We start from the raw sequence: 17,352 nt of genomic DNA on the forward strand, positions 1-17,352 counted from the left end.
CGCGCTCAGTGCTTGTGGCTGCCGAACAACGAACGACGCAGCCGACGCAGCGGCGCGAAGAGCGAGACACGGCTGACCCGCGTACCCCTGTCGCTGTGCCGCTGAGCGGTGTCACGCGCCGTCAGCTCGCGCATCAGCGAGGTCGCCTCGAGCGTCTCACCCTGTGGTATCGCGGGACCCGCCAGTACCGACAGATGGCGGTCGAGACGCGAACTCGTCGCGCTGCTCCCGCAGGTGATCGCAGGGACCCTGGCCCTGCTGCGCATTGCTATCTGCTCCATGTCACTCCCCACCCGTACGAGTCCACCCGGCCCGGGCAGGGTAACCCTATCGTCCCGGCGAGGCACGCGTGTATCGCGGGCACAGGATTCACCTTTCCTGCAAGGCGGTTGACCATCCCTCGTTGACTACTCTCCGAATCCGACCGATTTCAGGGTGAGTTGGACAACGGGCTGGCTGGTGGGCTGCGCTGACCCTCCGTCAGGCTCGACGGTTACGGCGAGTGACAACGAGGACCGCTCGAGACCCTTCGCGAGCAAGGGCGTGTCGCCCGCGAAGAGCCCGAGCGAGCGCGGTTGCGCGCCGGGACGCGTGAGCCACAGCTGGTGGACGCGCCCGCCGGACGGGGTGCCGTATCCGCTGAGGGTGACGACGGCCTCCCCCTCCGATGCGGAAGCGATCACTCCGATCCCGCGGCCGTGCGCGTCGGCGCTGCTCGTGGTGCGGGCGTCCGGTGCGGCGAGAACGTGGGCGATCTCACGTGAGCGGGCCTGTTCGGCGGTGAGCCGGTCCTGGGTGCGGTGTGCCTGGACCGCGAAGAGGGAGGCGACGACGAGGGCCGCTGCGGCGGTCGCCGTGGCGAACGGGGCGAACAGGGGGCGCGCGCGAGGCGTACGGGTGCGTCCCGGCGGGGGCTGGGCACCCCAGACGTGCGGCGGCAGCTGGGCCGCGCGCTCGCGGGCGGGCGCCTGAGCCGCTGTCCGCTCCTGTGGAGTGGTGCGGACGGCGGCCAGCACCCGGTCGCGCAGGGCGGCGGGCGCGGGGGCCGCCGTGGACCAGGCGAGGCGCACCGCGTCCTCGGCCAGGGCGCGGACGTCGGCGGCGCAGCGGTCGCAGCCCCGCAGGTGCTTCTCGAAGCGGCGCCGTTCGCCGGGTTCGAGGGCGTCCAGCGCGAAGGGCGCGGCGAGCGAGTGCAGGTCCCCGCGGCGCAGCAGGGTGCCGAGGATGCTCATACGGCGCCTCCCAGGCACTCGCGCAGCCGGGTGAGCCCGTCGCGCATCCGCGTCTTGACCGTGCCGAGGGGCAGCGAGAGCCGCTCGGCCACCTCACGGTAGGTGTAGCCGTCGTAGTAGGCCAGGGTCACGGACTGCCGTTGCAGGGCGGTCAGCCGGTGCAGACACCGGCGCACCCACTCGCGTTCCAGGCCCGCCTCCACCTCCTCGGCGACCTGGTCGAACGCGGGCTCCTCGGCGCGCATCGCCTCGCGCTGCTCGCGCTCACCGGCCGCGCGGGCGCTGCGCACCCGGTCGACGGCGCGGCGGTGCGCGAGGGTGAGGATCCAGGACAGCGCGCTGCCCCGGCCGGGGTCGAACCGGGTGGCGGAGCGCCACAGTTCGAGCAGCACCTCCTGGGCGACCTCCTCGGACTGGGCGGGGTCGCGCACCACCCTCCGCACCAGCCCGAAGACCGGACCGGACACCAGCCCGTACAGCTCCTCGAAGGCCCTCTGGTCGCCGCTCGCCACGCGCACGAGCAGCTCGTCGGCCGCCGTGCGGGCCCCCTCGTCGTGGCCGCAGCCGGTTCTTCTTCGCGTACCGCGCATCCGCACCGCACACACCTCCCGCAGGTGATACGGATCAGCGGGCCGAAAGCGCGGGTCCGGGCGCCGGAAAAGATTTCTTCCCCTCCGACCAATCCGGTCGGCGCACCGCTTCGAATCTCCGTCCGTCAAGGCAAGTCGGCACGGAGGACGGACGGCATGACACCTGATTTCTCCAGGGGCGGTGCGGGGCGCACGGGCCTGGTGGCGCTCATCTGCGGGGCGTTGGCCGCCGGCGGGCTCGTGGCCGCCGGCGTCGCCACGCTGGCACCCGGGGAGGCCGCCGCCTCCTCCCACCGGGAGGCCCCGCTGATCTCGGGGACCCCGCAGTACGACAACACGGACCTGTACGCGTTCGTCAGCCCGGACAAGCCGGACACGACGACGATCGTGGCCAACTGGATCCCGTTCGAGGAACCGGCGGGCGGGCCGAACTTCTACACGTTCGCCGACGACGCGCAGTACGACCTGCACGTCGACAGCAACGGCGACGCCCAGGACGACCTGGTGTTCCGCTACACCTTCACGACGCACACGAAGAACGGGAACACGTTCCTGTACAACACGGGCCCGGTCACCAACCTGGCCGACCCCGACCTCAACATCACGCAGACGTACGACCTCGAACTGCTCAAGCTCAAGCACGGGCACGCGGTCTCGAGGACGAAGGTCGCGGACGACGTGCCGGTGGCGCCGTCGAACGTCGGCAAGGCGTCCATGCCGTACTACGGCAAGCTGCGCGACCAGGCCGTCTACAAGGCGGCGGGTGGCGCCACGACCTTCGCCGGTCAGGCGGACGACCCGTTCTTCGCCGACCTGCGCGTCTTCGACCTGCTCTACGGCGGCAACCTCAGCGAGGTCGGCCGGGACACCCTCAAGGGCTACAACGTCAACACCATCGCCCTGCAGGTGCCGAACGACCTGATCCGCGAGTCGGCCGGGCAGCCGGTCGTCGGGATCTGGTCCACCACCCAGCGCCGCAACGCGCAGGGCTACTACACGCAGGTCTCGCGTCTCGGCAACCCGCTGGTCAACGAGGTGGTCAACCCGCAGAAGGACAAGGACAAGTTCAACGCGTCGCAGCCCGCGTACGACGCCCAGTTCCTGAAGAACGTCACCAACCCCGAACTGCCGAAGCTCATCGAGTCGATCTACAAGATCAAGGCGCCGAGCGAGCCGCGCAACGACCTGGTCGACGTCTTCCTGAAGGGCGTGAAGGGTCTCAACCAGCCGCCGGGCGTGCGGCCTTCGGAGGAACTGCGGCTGAACACCTCCATCAAGCCGAGCATGCACCCCAAGCGGCTGGGCGTGCTGGACGGCGACAACGCGGGCTTCCCGAACGGGCGCCGGCTCACCGACGACGTGATCGACGAGGCGCTGCAGGTCGTCGAGGGCGAACTGGTCGGTTCCAAGAACGACCTGGGCGACGCGGTGGACAAGAACGACAAGGGGTTCGAGAAGTACTTCCCGTACGTGGCCGAGCCCACGTCGGGCTCTCGCGGCCCGCTCGCCAAGGGCACGACCGCGGGAACGGACGTACGCAGCCAGCTGGGTGACGCCCTCCAGCCGGCCGGGTCCTCCTCCGGCGGGTCCGGCGACACGGTGCTGATCGCCGCCTCGGCGGCCTCCGGGGCGGCCGGGATCCTGCTGCTCGGCACCGGGTTCGCCTGGTGGCGCCGGCGCATGCAGCGCCCGTACTGACCCTCGCACCCCCCAGAGCGGCGCGGCCCGTCTTCCCCTCCCCCCACGGCGGGCCGCGCCTTCCCCTACCGAGCAGCGACAGGCGACCGAGGAGAGGCCATGTCTCCGGGTACGAACGACGACGAGGCCGGCGCGCGGCAGCCGGCCACGGAGCAGGACGGCACGGCTCCGGTCACGGCCGCGACCGACACCGGGGCGGATCCGCGGGGCAGGGGCACGGAGACCGCGGCGCCCGGCACCGAGGCGGCCTCGAACTCCCGGGCCGAGACGGACGCCGGCTCCGCGACCGAGAGCGACGCCGGGGGCCGGCCCGACGCCGGTTCCGGCTCCGCGACCGAGAGCGACGCCGGGGGCCGGCCCGACGCCGGTTCCGGTTCCGTGGGCGAGAGCAACGCCGGGGGCCGGGCCGACGCCGGTTCCGGCTCCGCGACCGAGAGCGACGCCGGGGGCCGGCCCGACGCCGGTTCCGGCTCCGCGACCGAGAGCGACGCCGGGGGCCGGGCCGACGCCGGTTCCGGGACCGCGACCGAAGCCGACTCCCGCTCCGGCTCCGGCTCCGCGACCGAGAGCAACGCCGGGGGCCGGGCCGACGCCGGTTCCGGTTCCGTGGGCGAGAGCAACGCCGGGGGCCGGGCCGACACCGGTTCCGGTTCCGTGGGCGAGAGCGACGCAGGCGCCGACGCCGGTTCCGGGACCGCGACCGAAGCCGACTCCCGCTCCGGCTCCGGCTCCGGGAGCAGCTCCGGCTCCACCCCCGGGCCCGGGACAGACGCCGGCTCCGACCAGTGCGTGCCCCACGACTCCCAGCAGCCCCCCGCTTCCGGGGCCGGGGAGCGTGTGGCCGCTCTCCGCCGGTTCTCCGTCGCCGGCCGGCGGTGGCGTGCCGCCCGACGCGTCGGGTGCGCCGTGCTGCTGGCCGTCGCCGTGACCGGCGGGGCGGTCGCCGTGGGCGCCGGGCGGGACCGGGCGCCGGTGTCCGTCGCCGCCGCCGACGCCGTCGACCCGGGCCTGCTGGGCAGCGGGAGCCTGGACGCGAGCATCGCCGCACTGCAGGCCCATCTCCGTTCCCAGCCACGCGACTTCGACGGCTGGGCCACCCTCGGCCTGGCCTACGACGAGCAAGCCCGGACCAAGGGCGATCCGTCCCGGTACCCCCAGGCGGACAAGGCGCTCCAGCGGTCCCTGTCCCTGGCCCCGGACAACGACCAGGCCCTGGCCGGCCGGGCCGCGCTCGCCGCCGCCCGCCATGACTTCCGGCACGCCCTCACCTACGCGGACCGGGCCCTGGAGCAGAACCCGTACAGCGAACGCGCCCTGTGCTCGCGGATCGACGCCCTGGTCGAACTCGGCCGGTACGACGAGGCGTCGCGCGCCGCCGAGACCGCCGACGCCCGCAAGCCGGGCGTACCGGTGTTCACGCGGTACGCCTACGTGCACGAGCTGCGCGGGGACGTGACCACGGCCCGGCGTGTGCTCACCCAGGCCCTCGCCGCGGCCACGTCACCGGGCGACACGGCGTACGTCGCCTCCCAGCTCGGCCAACTCTCCTGGAACCAGGGCGACTACCCGACGGCCCTCACCTACTACGCCCGCGCCCTGGCCGCCGACGACAGCTACCTCCCCGCGCTGGAGGGCCGGGCCCGCGCCCAGGCGGCCGGCGGACGGCGGGCGGAGGCGATCGAGGGCATGGAGACCGTGGTCGCCCGGTACCCGCTGCCGGGACCACTCGTGGAGCTGGGCGAGCTGTACGAGGCACGCGGCGCGGCGGGCGACCGGGCCCGGGCCGAGCGGCAGTACGCCCTCGTGGACGCCTGGATCGCGCTGGCCCGCGCCAACGGCGTCAACGCCGATCTGGACACCGCGCTGGCCGCCGCGGACCACGGCGACAAGGCCTCCGCCCTGCGCGCGGCGCGCGCCGAGTGGGCCCGTCGGCACACCGTGCACACCGCGGACGCCCTCGCCTGGGCACTGCACGTCAACGGCGAGGACGCCGCGGCCCTGCCCTACGCCCGCCGGGCCACGGCCACCGGCTACCGCAACGCCGCCTTCCGCTACCACCTCGGCATGATCGAGCTGGCCACGGGCCACGCGCAGGACGGCCGTGCCTCCCTGCGGGCGGCGCTGAGGCTGAACCCCGGTTTCTCCCCCTTGGGCGCCGCCACGGCCCGCAAGGCTCTGGAGGGCGCCCGGTGAAGCGACGTCCCCTGTTCCTGCTGCTCGCCGGCTGCGTCCTCGCGCTCCTGCCGGCCGGCACCGCGAGCGCGCACCCCCTCGGCAACTTCACCGTCAACCGTTACGACGGTCTGGTCGCCGCCCCCGGGCAGCTCCGTGTCGACCATGTCGAGGACCTCGCGGAGATCCCGGCGACCCAGGCGGAGCCGGACATCGAGCGGCTCGGCCTGGCCGGATGGGCCGAGCGGCGGTGTGCCGGGGCCGCGCGGGACAGCAAGGTCACCGTCGACGGCCGGTCCGTCCCCCTGACCGCCGGTGCCGCCCGAGCCCGGCTGCGGCCGGGGCAGGCCGGGCTGCACACCCTGCGGGTGGAGTGCCGGCTCGACGCCTCCCTGCCCCGGGCGCGTTCGGTCGCCCTCGGCTTCCACAGCGCGGGCGCCGCGGGCGGGCCCGGCTGGCACGAGATCACCGCGCGCGCAGACCGGATGACGCTCACCGCCACGGACGTCCCCAGGACGTCGGTCTCGCATGAACTGACCACCTACCCGAAGGACTTGCTGTCCTCCCCCGCCGACACCGTCACGGCCTCCCTGCGCGTGCGGCCCGGCGGGCCGGCGCTCACCGAGGAGCGCCAGGACGCGCCGGGCGCCGCCGTGCTGCCGCGGGGCGCCGACCGCTGGACCCGCGCCCTGGACGGTCTCGTCGCCCGCCATGACCTCACCGTCGGCTTCGCCGCGCTCGCGCTGCTCATCGCGGTCGCCCTGGGCGCGCTGCACGCCCTCGCCCCGGGCCACGGCAAGACGCTGATGGCCGCGACGGCGGCGGCACGCGGGGGCCGGGCCCGGCCGCGGGACGTGCTGCCGCTGGCCGCCTCGGTCACGGTGACCCACACCCTGGGCGTGGTGGCCCTGGGCCTGCTGGTGACGGCCGGTTCCGCCGCCACGCCCTCGGTGATCGCCTGGCTGGGCCTCGCCAGCGGCGCGCTGGTGCTGGCGGCCGGCGCCAACCTCGTACGCCGGGCCTGGCGCAACCGCGCCCACGGGCACGCTCATGCTCATGGCCACGCCCATGCCCATGAGGAGGCCGAGGAGCGTCAACTGGCCGGTGTGGGAGCACACCACGGGCCGGGGCACCACCACCATCACCATCCTCATGGTGAGCACACCCATGGCGAGCACACCCATGACGGGCACGTCCATGTCGAGCACTCCCATGGCGGGCACACCCATGACGGGCACGTCCATGTCGAGCACTCCCATGGCGGGCACACCCACAGCCACGCCACCGCCCCCACCCTGCGCGGCACCCTCCTGCTCGGGTTCGCCGGTGGGCTCGTGCCCAGTCCGTCCGCCGTGGTCGTGCTGGTCGGTGCGGCGGCCCTCGGGAAGGCGTGGTTCGGGCTGCTGCTCGTCGTGGCCTACGGGGCCGGTCTCGCGCTGACGCTCACCGCGGCCGGGTTCGCCGTGGTGCGGCTGGGTTCGGGGGTGTCCCGGGTGCTGGAGCGGCGCCCGCGCTGGACCGCCCATCCGCTGGCCGCGCTGGTGCGCCGGACCGTGCCGCTCGCCTCCGCCCTGGTTGTCGTCGCCCTCGGTGCCGGATTGGTGCTCAAGGGGGCCGCATCCGCGTTCGGCTGAGCTACTTTTGGGGAGAATTCGCGCGAGATGCCTTGGGGGGCGCCCGTGTCCGAAGATCCGGGCCGCGACCGTGTGATCGCGGGCCGCTACCGACTGCTGACCCCGCTCGGCGAGGGCGGCATGGGGACCGTGTGGCGCGCCCGGGACGAGGTGCTGCACCGCGAGGTGGCCGTGAAGGAGGTACGGGCCCCGGCGGGGCTGGCCGCCTCCGACGTGGAGCGGATGTACGCGCGCCTGGAACGCGAGGCGTGGGCGGCGGCCCGGGTCGCGAACCGCAACGTGGTCACGGTGTACGACGTGGCGCTGGAGGGCGGCCGGCCGTGGATCGTGATGGAGCTGGTGCGGGGGCTGTCGCTCGCCGACGTGCTGGAGGCGGAGGGTCCGATGCCGCCCCAGCGGGCCGGGTTCGTCGGTGCCGAGGTGCTGTCCGCGCTGCGCGCGGCGCACGCCGCCGGGGTGCTGCACCGGGACGTGAAGCCGGCCAACGTGCTGCTGGCCGACGACGGCCGGGTGGTGCTCACCGACTTCGGGATCGCCATGGTCGAGGGCAGCTCCGCGCTGACCATGACCGGCGAGGTGATCGGTTCGCCCGAATTCCTCTCCCCGGAACGGGCGTTGGGCCGGACACCGGGGCCCGAGTCGGACCTGTGGTCGCTGGGGGTCCTGCTGTACGCCGCCGTCGAGGGCATGTCGCCGTTCCGTCAGGACACCCCGCTGAGCACGCTGCGTGCCGTGGTGGACGAGGAGTTGCCGCCACCGCGCCGGGCGGGGCCGCTCGCGCCGGTCGTCGAGGGGCTGCTGCGCAAGGATCCCGCGGAGCGGCTCTCCGCCGAGCAGGCGGAGCGGGGGCTGCGGCTCGTGGCGGCGGGCGGGACGCCCCGGACGGAGCCGGTGCAGGTGCCGTCGCCGTACCCGCCGACCGTGTCGTCACCGTACCCCTCGACCGTGCGGGCGCCGTCCCGTCAGCCGTCGCCCACGCCACCGGCTCCGGTCCCCGCGACGGCGTCCACCGCGACGGAGCGCAACCGCCGTGCCGGTCTCGTCCTGGTCGCGGGTGCGCTCGCGGTCGTTCTGGCGCTGGCCGGCCTGACGTACGCGCTGCTCCACCACGGCGACGGCGGGAGCGGGGGGACCGACGGCGCGGGGGCCACCCGCGCGAGCGGCGGCACGGACGCGCCCACCGGGCACGGGAGTACCGACGCGGACACCGGGACGTCGCCGACCGCGCCGCGCAGCAGTGCGGCGCCGAGCACGCCGCCGGCCCAGTCGGTGCACGTCACCGTGGCCGGCGCGCACGCCGCGTACGCCGGGACGTGTCCGCCGCCGGACGCGCAGGCGCCGTCCTTCACGGCGACGTTCACGGTGGGGCGGCTGCCCGCGCGGGTGGAGTACCGGTGGGTGACGACGCGCGGCTCGGTGTCCGATCCCGGGTGGCACACGCTGTCGTTCCCGGACGGCGGCGAAAGGACGCGGCAGGTGCGGGTGACCCTGACGGTGTACTCCGGCAGTGGCACGACCGAGGACCGGATCAGCGTGAAGGTGCGCGCCCCGGTGCGGACCTCGTCGAACGCCGTGCCGTTCTCGGTGACCTGTACGACGGCGACGGAGACCCCGTCGGACGGGGCCTCCGCTTCGGCGTCGGGCTCGCCGGGAAGTTCACCCTGAAGGGCGAGCCCGAACGGGTCAGGCGTTGTTCGTGAGGACCGGGAGATAGCCGCCCGACTGGCCGGCCGCGGTCGGGTGGTACGACTCGCCGATGTCGAGCCAGTTGACGCTGTGCAGCCAGGAGTCGCTCGAGCAGATCTCGTGGCTGGCGAACGGGGTGCGGACGTCGCCGAAGGTGAAGCCGTGGGCGCCGGCGCGGGCCTGGATGGCGTTGTCCATGTAGTCGGCCGCGCCGTTGATGGCGGACCGCTTGGTGTCGGAGAGACCGAGGCAGGTCTGTCCGAGCAGATAGAAGCGGGGGTAGCCGATGACGACCACCCGGGCGGACGGGGCTTTGGCGCTGATCGCGTTGTAGACGGCGTCGAGCTTGCCGGGGAGCGTGGAGTCGACGTACGCCTTGGCGGTGTTGATCCGGGACAGGCAGGCGCTGTCGGACTGGATCACACAGGTCGTCATGACGTCGGCGAATCCGGCGTCGTTGCCGCCGATGGTGATGGAGACCAGTGAGGTGGCGGAGCTCAGCGAGCCGAGCTGGTTCGCGAGCACGTCGTCCGTCGTGGCGCCCGAGCAGGCGTTGAAGGCGAACGAGGACGGGCTGTGGGCGGCGTTCCACAGGTACGGGTACGCCTTGGTGCTGCGGTCGCAACTGCCGCTCGAACTGATGTAGCTGCCCGAACCCACCCCGGAGGAGTAGGAGTCGCCGAGTGCCACATAGCCGCCGCTCGCGGCGGTCGAGGAGGCGTGCGCCGAGGCGGCTCCGGTGAGGGAGAGCCCGGTGGCGAGGAGGAGCGAGGTCACGAATCCGGTAAGTCGGGAACGTCTCATGGAACCTCCCTTTAGCAGGATCTCTGCCTCAACTGTCGTAGCAACTACGCGTGTTGACGGGAAGTGTTCATGCCAAGACTTTTCAGGTCTCAACAGGATCAGCCCGATACGTTCACCGCTCATCTATTGCATGCACATGCCATACCGGTTGACGAGCGGTCACCCCGTCCCCGTCTTGACGCCACCCCGGAGGCTGCGCCACATTGAAGCCCGGCATCCGGCGCGTCGGGGGGCAAAGTCGCCAATGCAGACCTTGGGTATCAACTCGCCTTCATCAGACGGCGGCGCGGAGGACACCGAGGGGGCACGGCCAGGACCGGGGAGGGACCTGCCGCCGCTGCTCGCCGGTGCCGCGACCGCCATCGGGGCGGTCGGGGCGCTGCTCGCGCTCACCGACTCCGCGTCCGCCCTGCGCGCTCCGTGCACGCTGTTCTTCCTGCTCGCGGCGCCGGCCGTGGCGATCGCCGCGGCCCTGCGCGGGCTGGATCCCTTCGGCCGGGCGCTCTCCGCTCTCGCGGGCTCGGTCGTGGTCGACATGCTGGTCGCCCAGGGCATGCTCGCCGTCCACCGCTGGTCGGTGCGCGGCGGCGTGGTCACGGTGACCTCGCTGAGTCTGGCCCTGGTGCTCCTGACGCTGATCCGGGGACGAATTTCCCGAAAACGCGCGCAAGGCTGAGCAATCTGGGCCAAAGTTGTGTAACGCACGAACCAACAAAAACGTGAGGCAGCCCCCAGGGCTTGCCTTTCGGGTTCAACCGTCAATACCGTCATACATCTCACCCGCGTCGGTGCGTCGAACCACGGCTCCAGGGGAGGGCTCAGGGCCGCGGCGTCATCGGGGCGGGGCGCGGTAGGGGGGTGCCGTGCTCGGTGACCGCAACTGTGACCGAGTCGTGCCGCGCGACCGGCTGCCGACTTTCGCCGGCGGACCGGCCAGCTTTGCCAGCTCGTCCGTGTGCACGGAGATCGATGCGCCGTGCCGAAGACGAGAACCCCCCTTTCGAACCGGACACACAACCGGGCCGCCCAGGGGCGGGCGGTCCACCGGACGAGAGGGAAAAGACCGATGAGTTCCGTTCTCCGCCCGCCCAGTTCGGGTCAAGATCCTTTCATCTCCACCGACTACCGGCCGATCTCCTCCCACCTCGCGATCACCCCACCGGTGAGCGTGGTCATTCCCGCCATGAACGAGGCGGAGAATCTGCCCTACGTCTTCAAGACGCTCCCGGACTGGATCCACGAAGTCGTGCTGGTGGACGGCAATTCCACCGACGACACCGTGGAGGTGGCCCGGTCCCTGTGGCCGGACGTCAAGGTCGTCGAACAGCGGGGCAAGGGCAAGGGGGACGCCCTGATCACCGGGTTCGAGGCCTGCACCGGCGACATCATCGTGATGGTCGACGCGGACGGCTCCGCCGACGGCAACGAGATCGTGTCCTACGTGTCCGCCCTGGTCTCCGGCGCCGACTTCGCCAAGGGCTCGCGCTTCGCCAACGGCGGCGGCACCGACGACATGACCTTCATCCGCAAGCTCGGCAACTGGGCGCTGTGCACCGTCGTCAACCGCAAGTTCGGCGCCCGCTACACCGATCTGTGCTACGGCTACAACGCGTTCTGGCGGCACTGCCTGGACAAGATCGAACTCGACTGCACCGGCTTCGAGGTCGAGACACTGATGAACATCAGAGTGGTCAAGGCCGGCCTGAAGGTGCAGGAGATCCCCAGCCACGAGTACCTGCGCATCCACGGCACCAGCAACCTGCGGGCCGTGCGCGACGGGATCCGGGTGCTGAAGGTCATCCTCGAGGAGCGCTCCAACCGGCGCGAGCTGCGACGCCAGGAACACCACTCGCCGATGCTCGACACGGTCCGGGGAGAGGTGTCTTGAGAGATCCCGGCATCTCCGTCGTGATCTGCGTGTACACCGAGGACCGCTGGGAGGACATCCTCGCGGCGGTCTCCTCGGTGCGCGCGCAGTCGTACCCGGCGCTGGAGACACTCCTGGTCGTGGACCACAATCCGGCCCTGAAGGACCGGCTGGCCCGCGAGTACAAGGAGACCGCGAGCGTCCGGGTGCTCGCCAACGCGGGCCCGCGCGGCCTGTCCGCAGGCCGCAACACCGGCATCGCCGCCTCCCACGGCGAGGTCATCGCCTTCCTCGACGACGACGCCGTGGCCGAACGCGACTGGCTGCGCCGCTTCGCCGAGGGCTACGCCGACCCGCGCGTCATGGCGGTCGGCGGCCGTACGCTGCCCGTCTGGGCGTCGGGGCGGCGGCCCGCCTGGTTCCCCGAGGAGTTCGACTGGGTGGTCGGCTGCACGTACAAGGGGCTGCCCCCGGGCCGGGTCCGGGTCCGCAACGTGCTCGGCGGCAACGCCTCCTTCCGGCGTACGGCGTTCGAGGCGGCGGGCGGCTTCGCCACCGGCATCGGCCGCGACGGCGACCGCCGCCCGCTGGGCTGCGAGGAGACGGAGCTGTGCATCCGCCTCACCCGCGCCCGCCCCGACGCCGTCCTGCTCATCGACGACCGTGCGGTGATCCACCACCGCGTCCCCGCACCCCGCGAGCACTTCGCCTACTTCCGCACCCGTACCTACGCCGAGGGGCTGTCCAAGGCACTGGTGGCACGGAGCGTCGGCGCGGACAAGGGCCTGGAGTCCGAACGCCGGTACACCACCCGGGTACTGCCCGCCGGGGTCGCCCGCGGCCTGCGGGACGCCCTGCTCGGCCGCCCGGGCGGGCCGGGCCGCGCGGGCGCCATCGTCGCGGGTGTGCTGAGCGCCGCCGGCGGCTACGCGGTGGGAACCCTGCGGGCGCGCCGGAACGGTACGGCGTTCTCGTCGGCGCCGATCGAAGGGGGCACCGGTGAGTGACACTCCCGTACCGATCCTCATGTACCACTCCGTCGCGGCCGCCCCCAACGACGCCACCCGGGCCCTGTCCGTCGCCCCGGAGGCGTTCGCCGAGCAGATGGCGCTCGTCGGCGACCTCGGCCTGACCCCGGTCACCACCGCCGAACTCGCCGTCCGCTGGCGCACCGGCCGCCCGCTGCCCGACCGGCCGGTGCTGATCACCTTCGACGACGGCTACGAGGGCGTGCACCGGCATGCGCTGCCCGTGCTCGCCAAGCACGGCTTCCCGGCCACGCTGTTCGTCTCGACCGGCTGGATCAGGGGCGCGTACGACACCGGCGGCGGCCTCGACACCATGCTCGACTGGCCACAGGTGCGCGATCTGGCGTCCGGGGGCGTCGAGATCGGCGGCCACAGCCACACCCACCCGCAGCTGGACCAGCTCACCGACGGCGAGCTGCGCACCGAACTGGGCCGCTGCACGGACATCGTCGCGGAGGAACTCGGCGCGCCGCCCGTGTCGTTCGCCTACCCCTACGGCTACTCCAGCCGCCGGGTGCGTCAGGCGGTGCGCGCCGCCGGGTACGCGCAGGCGCTCGCCGTCGGCAACGGTCTCGCCCGCCGCCGCCAGGGACCGTACGCGCTCCAGCGGGTCACGGTCCGCCGCGGCACCGGCGTGGAGGAGTTCGAGCGACTGCTCCAGGGCCGGGCCGTCGCCCGCTCCTTCGCCAGGGACCGCGCCCTCACCAAGGGGTACGCCCTCGTCCGCAGAGCCCGCCAGGTCCGCCGGAAGGCCATCCGTTCCCGTGTCTGACACGACCACCACGACCGAGGCCACGACGCCCGCCGCCGAGGCGCCCGAGAAGTCCGGGCGCCGGCTCCGGCTGCCCGGCACGGGCCGGTCCCCGGGCGGCAGCCCGCTGTTCCGCAACGCCTACGCGCTGATGCTCAACACCGGCATCTCCGCCGTCCTCGGACTCGGCTTCTGGCTGGCCGCCGCCCGCTACTACTCCGAGGACGCGGTCGGACAGGGCTCGGCCGCCATCGCCGCGATGAAGTTCCTCGCCGGGCTGACCGCGGTGACCCTGACCGGGGCCCTGGCCCGCTTCATCCCGGTCGCCGGGGCGCGCACCGGAAAGCTCATCTTCCGTACCTACGCGGGCAGTTCCCTGCTGGTGGCGCTCGCGGGAGGCGTCTTCCTGGTCACCCTGGACACCTGGGGGCCGTCGTACCGGTTCCTGCACGGCACGGTCAACGGGCTCGGCTTCATCCTGGCCGTCGCCGCCTGGAACCTGCTCACCCTGCAGGACGGTGTGCTGACCGGGCTGCGCAGCGCGACCTGGGTGCCGGTGGGCAACACCGTGTTCTCGGCGGTGAAGCTGGCCCTGCTCGTCGCGTTCGCCGCCGCTTTCACGACCACCGGTGTGTTCGTCTCGTGGGTGGCCGCGATCGCCACCTCGGTGGTGCCGCTGGGCTGGCTGGTGTTCCGGCGGCTGGTGCCCCGGCACATGAAGGCGACCGAGGGTCACACGGAGCCGCCGACGCTCCAGCAGGTCGGCCGGTTCCTGGCCGGGGACTACACCGGCTCGCTGTTCTCGCTCGCCGTCATCTACCTCGTGCCGGTGATCGTCGCCGCGCGGGTCAGCTCCGCGGAGAACGCCTACTTCTACATCGCCACCACCATCGGCGGCACCACCGACCTGCTCGCCATCAACATGGGCGCGTCCCTCACGGTCGAGGGCTCGCACGACCCGGGGCGGCTGGCCGCCAACACCCGCGCCGCGCTGAAGCGCATGGCCCGGATCATGCTGCCGATCGCGGCCCTGTGGATCATCGGCGCGCCCTGGATCCTCGGCGTGTTCGGCGACGGCTACGCGGACGCGGCGACCCCGCTGCTGCGCTGGCTCGCGGTCGGCTCGGTGCTGCGGGTCGTGATCGAGACGTACTTCGCGGTGCTGCGCGCGCGCAGCCGCACCGCCGGACTCGCCTGGCTGCAGGGCCTGTTGTGCGCACTGGTGCTGGGCCTGACCCTGCTGCTCCTGCCCCGGATGGGGCTGACCGGCGCGGGCGTCGCCGAAGCCGCCAGCCTCGCGGTGATCGCGTTGCTCGCCGCGCCGAGACTGTGGAGGACGATCCGGTCCGCGCCCGCCGCCGTACTGGACACGGCGGCACCCGACGGTGACCTCGCCGACCTGGGGGCGCCCGAGTCCGCCGCCGCTTCTCCGGCCCGCCGGCACAGCCCGACGTGGGCGCTGGACTCCGAGACCCTCGCGCTCGGCATCCACGTGGACTTCGACCATGTGGAGCGGCGTCCGGACGTCCGCCCCGGCCCCGGCACACCGCCCACCGGTACGCCGGTGCCGCCCGCCGGGCTTCCGGTGGGGGGCGCGGCGGGGCTTCCCGTGGAGGAGCGGGAGCCCGGCAGCGAGGCCTCGCCCGGCCCGGCGGAGGCCGAGTTGCTGCGGGAGACGGAGGCGGCGGAGGTGGACGCGCCGTTCACCGAGGAGGAGAGGCAGGCGTCGCTCACCCGGTTCGAGGCCGCCTTCCCGCACGAGCCCTTCCCGCACGCCGATTCCCGCCACGCCGTACCGGACGAGTCCGTGGCCCAGGACCCCGTGCCCGACGGGTCGCCGGCACCGCTGTCGTCGCGGCAGCGGCTGCTGCCCACCCGTTCCGGGGTCGTCCTCGGCTGTCTGCTGATCGCCGCGCTGCTGCTGTACTGGGTGCCCGCGCTGCGGCTCGGCGAGGCCGACCTGGACCGGATGGGCGGCCTCGGGCTGATCTCGGTGCTGCCGCTGCCGACGCTCGTCGGGGCGGCCCTGCTGATCACCGTCTTCGCCGCGCTGCTCCGGCTGCGCCGCGAGCACCGGGCGCTGCTGCTGCTCACACTGGTGGCGACCGTGGTGTCGCTGCACGCGCTGCCCGCCGTCGTCGAGACCGAGCCGCGGTTCCCGACGGCCTGGCAGCACCTGGGGTTCCTCGACTACATCGGCCGCACCGGGTCCGCCGTACCGGACCTGGACGCCCGCTGGAGCTGGCCGGGCTTCTTCGCGGTGGCCGCGTTCGTCGGCCGGGCGTGCGGGGTCACCGACTTCACCGAGGTCATCCGCTGGTGGCCGACCGCCATCCAGCTCTCCTACCTCGCCCCGATGTTCCTGCTCACCCGGTCGCTGCGGGCGAGCTGGCGGGCGAAGTGGACCGGCGTCTGGCTGTTCGTGCTGTGCGGCTGGGTCGGCCAGGACTACTTCTCCCCGCAGGGCTTCACCTACCTGCTGTACCTGATGTTCGTGGCGATCCTGCTGGTCTGGTTCCGACCGCCGCGCGTGATCTGGACGAAGTTCCGCCCCGGGGAGGCGGAGGTGGAACCGGCCGACCGGCGCCAACGCGCGGTGCTGCTGCTGGTGCTGATCGGCCTGTACGCGGCGAGCGTCCCGGCCCACCAGCTCACCCCGTTCGTGATGCTCGGCGTGCTCGCGGTGCTGGTCCTGCTGGGCCGGTCCGAACTGCGCGGGCTGCCACTGCTGTTCGGGGTGCTGGTCGCGGTCTGGGTCGGCTTCATGGCCGAGCCGTACTGGTCGGGTCACTTCGACGACCTGTTCGGCGGGGTCGGCGGCGTCGGCAGCAATGTCTCGACCTCCGTCTCCGGCCGCATCCAGGGCGGCAGTTCGACCCACAAGCTGGTGCTGTACACCCGTGTCCTGCTGGCCGGCTCGGTGATGGCGTTCGCCTGCTGGGGCTGGTGGCGCCGCCGCTTCCACCGGTACCGCGAGCGGACGCTGCTGGTCCTGACCTTCGTGCCGTTCCTGGGCTTCGGCATGCAGTCGTACGGCGGTGAGATGGCGCTGCGCGTCTTCATGTTCGCGGTACCGGGCGCGGCCCTGCTCGGCGCCCTCGCTCTCTTCCCGCGCACCGGCGTCACCGCGAAGGAGCGCGAGAAGGACCGGGTCAGCCTCGCCCCGCTGGCCGCGCTGCTCGCCGGGCTGCTGCTGATGGGCGGCTTCCTGGTGGCCCGCTGGGGCAACGAGCCGTTCGAGCGTGTCCGGCCGGGCGAGGTCGCGGCCATGAACTGGGTGTACGCCCACGACAAGCCGACCGTACGGCTGCTGTGGCTGACCCAGGACACGGTCAACGACGTGACCCCGGCGATGCCGTGGGGCGCGCGGGACATGGAACGGGTGAACTACGTGCCGACGCTCGCGCCGGCCGACCCGCTGCTGGTGTCGGGTCTGGTCAAGGCGCTCAAGGACGCGGGGCCGAACTCGTACCTGATGATCAACCGCAGTCAGGTGACGTACCTGGAGCTGGACGCGGGCTATTCCACCACCTGGGAGCCCCGGCTGATCGAGAACCTGGACGACCGGCAGGAGCTGACGAAGGTCCTGGCGAACGACGACGTCACGGTGTTCGCGCTGCGCAGGCAGCCGGCGGGCGCGGTGCCGAAGCCGCATCCCGGGCCGATCGGGCCGCAGGTGACCTGGACGCCGTGGTCGGTGGTCGGCGCACTGGCCGCCGTGGCCCTGATCGTGCTGCTGGCCGCCCGCGAGGTGGTCCGGGTCGCGGTCCGGCCGGGTGTACGCCAACTGCGTCTGCTGCAGGGCGGTTTCTGGTTCGCGCTGCCACTGCTGGCGGTGGTGCTGGCCTCGCTGGTGCAGCGGTTCCTGACGATGAAGTGACGGGTGCGCG

At 73.0% G+C, this 17,352-nt stretch carries 13 protein-coding genes; 9 read left to right on the forward strand and 4 right to left on the reverse strand.

Translation table 11 applies throughout. The features are described 5' to 3' along the window. Window positions 1–5 precede the first annotated feature (5 nt). From ACIHEJ_RS22375 to ACIHEJ_RS22385, 3 genes are all read right to left on the reverse strand, one after another. Window positions 6–281 (reverse strand): hypothetical protein, encoded by a 276-nt coding sequence (locus tag ACIHEJ_RS22375; protein ID WP_400138223.1) that lies wholly within the window; start codon window positions 279–281, stop codon window positions 6–8. A gap of 126 nt (window positions 282–407) precedes the next feature. After that, entirely contained in the window at window positions 408–1,232 is an 825-nt protein-coding gene (locus ACIHEJ_RS22380; RefSeq protein ID WP_400138224.1) for an anti-sigma factor domain-containing protein, read from the reverse strand. Continuing rightward, window positions 1,229–1,822 (reverse strand): sigma-70 family RNA polymerase sigma factor, encoded by a 594-nt coding sequence (locus ACIHEJ_RS22385; protein WP_400138225.1) that lies wholly within the window; start codon window positions 1,820–1,822, stop codon window positions 1,229–1,231. Before ACIHEJ_RS22385 ends, ACIHEJ_RS22380 begins: the two co-directional genes overlap by 4 nt. Before the next feature lie 156 nt (window positions 1,823–1,978). Here ACIHEJ_RS22385 and ACIHEJ_RS22390 point away from each other — a divergent pair, with 156 nt between their 5' ends. From ACIHEJ_RS22390 to ACIHEJ_RS22405, 4 genes are all read left to right on the forward strand, one after another. Then, complete coding sequence (locus ACIHEJ_RS22390) at window positions 1,979–3,520, forward strand: DUF4331 domain-containing protein (protein WP_400138226.1); 1,542 nt, start codon at window positions 1,979–1,981, stop codon at window positions 3,518–3,520. 99 nt (window positions 3,521–3,619) lie between these two features. Next, on the forward strand, window positions 3,620–5,713 hold the full coding sequence (locus ACIHEJ_RS22395) for a tetratricopeptide repeat protein (RefSeq protein ID WP_400138227.1): 2,094 nt from the start codon (window positions 3,620–3,622) through the stop codon (window positions 5,711–5,713). Next, window positions 5,710–7,326 carry a sulfite exporter TauE/SafE family protein gene (locus tag ACIHEJ_RS22400; RefSeq protein ID WP_400138228.1) on the forward strand — a complete coding sequence of 539 codons (1,617 nt, stop codon included), beginning with the start codon at window positions 5,710–5,712 and terminating at the stop codon, window positions 7,324–7,326. The genes ACIHEJ_RS22395 and ACIHEJ_RS22400 overlap by 4 nt, the downstream gene beginning before the upstream one ends. Window positions 7,327–7,353: 27 nt before the next feature. Beyond that, a complete protein-coding gene (locus ACIHEJ_RS22405) occupies window positions 7,354–8,991 on the forward strand; it encodes a serine/threonine-protein kinase (RefSeq protein WP_400138229.1) in 1,638 nt (545 codons plus the stop codon). A gap of 18 nt (window positions 8,992–9,009) precedes the next feature. On the opposite strand, the gene ACIHEJ_RS22410 is transcribed toward ACIHEJ_RS22405, so the two are convergent. Next, window positions 9,010–9,816, reverse strand: a complete 807-nt coding sequence (locus ACIHEJ_RS22410; RefSeq protein WP_400138230.1) for an SGNH/GDSL hydrolase family protein — start codon at window positions 9,814–9,816, stop codon at window positions 9,010–9,012. Between the two features lie 244 nt (window positions 9,817–10,060). On the opposite strand from ACIHEJ_RS22410, the gene ACIHEJ_RS22415 reads away from it, so the two are divergent. The 5 genes from ACIHEJ_RS22415 (at window position 10,061) to ACIHEJ_RS22435 (ending at window position 17,342) form a co-directional block, all read left to right on the forward strand. Next, the gene (locus ACIHEJ_RS22415) at window positions 10,061–10,492 is read left to right on the forward strand and encodes a hypothetical protein (protein ID WP_400138231.1); all 432 of its coding nucleotides are present in this window, start codon (window positions 10,061–10,063) and stop codon (window positions 10,490–10,492) included. A 390-nt stretch (window positions 10,493–10,882) separates the two neighbouring features. Beyond that, window positions 10,883–11,704 (forward strand): glycosyltransferase family 2 protein, encoded by an 822-nt coding sequence (locus ACIHEJ_RS22420; RefSeq protein ID WP_400138232.1) that lies wholly within the window; start codon window positions 10,883–10,885, stop codon window positions 11,702–11,704. Beyond that, window positions 11,701–12,690, forward strand: coding sequence for a glycosyltransferase (locus ACIHEJ_RS22425; RefSeq protein WP_400138233.1), 990 nt, complete (start codon window positions 11,701–11,703; stop codon window positions 12,688–12,690). Before ACIHEJ_RS22420 ends, ACIHEJ_RS22425 begins: the two co-directional genes overlap by 4 nt. Then, window positions 12,683–13,483: a polysaccharide deacetylase family protein gene (locus ACIHEJ_RS22430; RefSeq protein WP_400138234.1), complete on the forward strand. Its 801-nt coding sequence runs from the start codon at window positions 12,683–12,685 to the stop codon at window positions 13,481–13,483. The genes ACIHEJ_RS22425 and ACIHEJ_RS22430 overlap by 8 nt, the downstream gene beginning before the upstream one ends. Further along, entirely contained in the window at window positions 13,476–17,342 is a 3,867-nt protein-coding gene (locus tag ACIHEJ_RS22435) for a lipopolysaccharide biosynthesis protein (RefSeq protein WP_400138235.1), read from the forward strand. Before ACIHEJ_RS22430 ends, ACIHEJ_RS22435 begins: the two co-directional genes overlap by 8 nt. Window positions 17,343–17,352: the final 10 nt, after the last annotated feature.

This window comes from Streptomyces sp. NPDC052301 (assembly GCF_044593395.1).
GTDB lineage: Bacteria > Actinomycetota > Actinomycetes > Streptomycetales > Streptomycetaceae > Streptomyces.

Bases quoted from the DNA above. Each gene is read 5' to 3' on its own strand.
- ACIHEJ_RS22420 (WP_400138232.1), top strand. From the start codon at position 10,883: ATGAGTTCCGTTCTCCGCCCGCCCAGTTCGGGTCAAGATCCTTTCATC.
- ACIHEJ_RS22385 (WP_400138225.1), bottom strand. From the start codon at position 1,822: ATGCGCGGTACGCGAAGAAGAACCGGCTGCGGCCACGACGAGGGGGCC.
- ACIHEJ_RS22390 (WP_400138226.1), top strand. From the start codon at position 1,979: ATGACACCTGATTTCTCCAGGGGCGGTGCGGGGCGCACGGGCCTGGTG.
- ACIHEJ_RS22380 (WP_400138224.1), bottom strand. From the start codon at position 1,232: ATGAGCATCCTCGGCACCCTGCTGCGCCGCGGGGACCTGCACTCGCTC.
- ACIHEJ_RS22415 (WP_400138231.1), top strand. From the start codon at position 10,061: ATGCAGACCTTGGGTATCAACTCGCCTTCATCAGACGGCGGCGCGGAG.
- ACIHEJ_RS22395 (WP_400138227.1), top strand. From the start codon at position 3,620: ATGTCTCCGGGTACGAACGACGACGAGGCCGGCGCGCGGCAGCCGGCC.
- ACIHEJ_RS22375 (WP_400138223.1), bottom strand. From the start codon at position 281: ATGGAGCAGATAGCAATGCGCAGCAGGGCCAGGGTCCCTGCGATCACC.
- ACIHEJ_RS22410 (WP_400138230.1), bottom strand. From the start codon at position 9,816: ATGAGACGTTCCCGACTTACCGGATTCGTGACCTCGCTCCTCCTCGCC.
- ACIHEJ_RS22405 (WP_400138229.1), top strand. From the start codon at position 7,354: ATGCCTTGGGGGGCGCCCGTGTCCGAAGATCCGGGCCGCGACCGTGTG.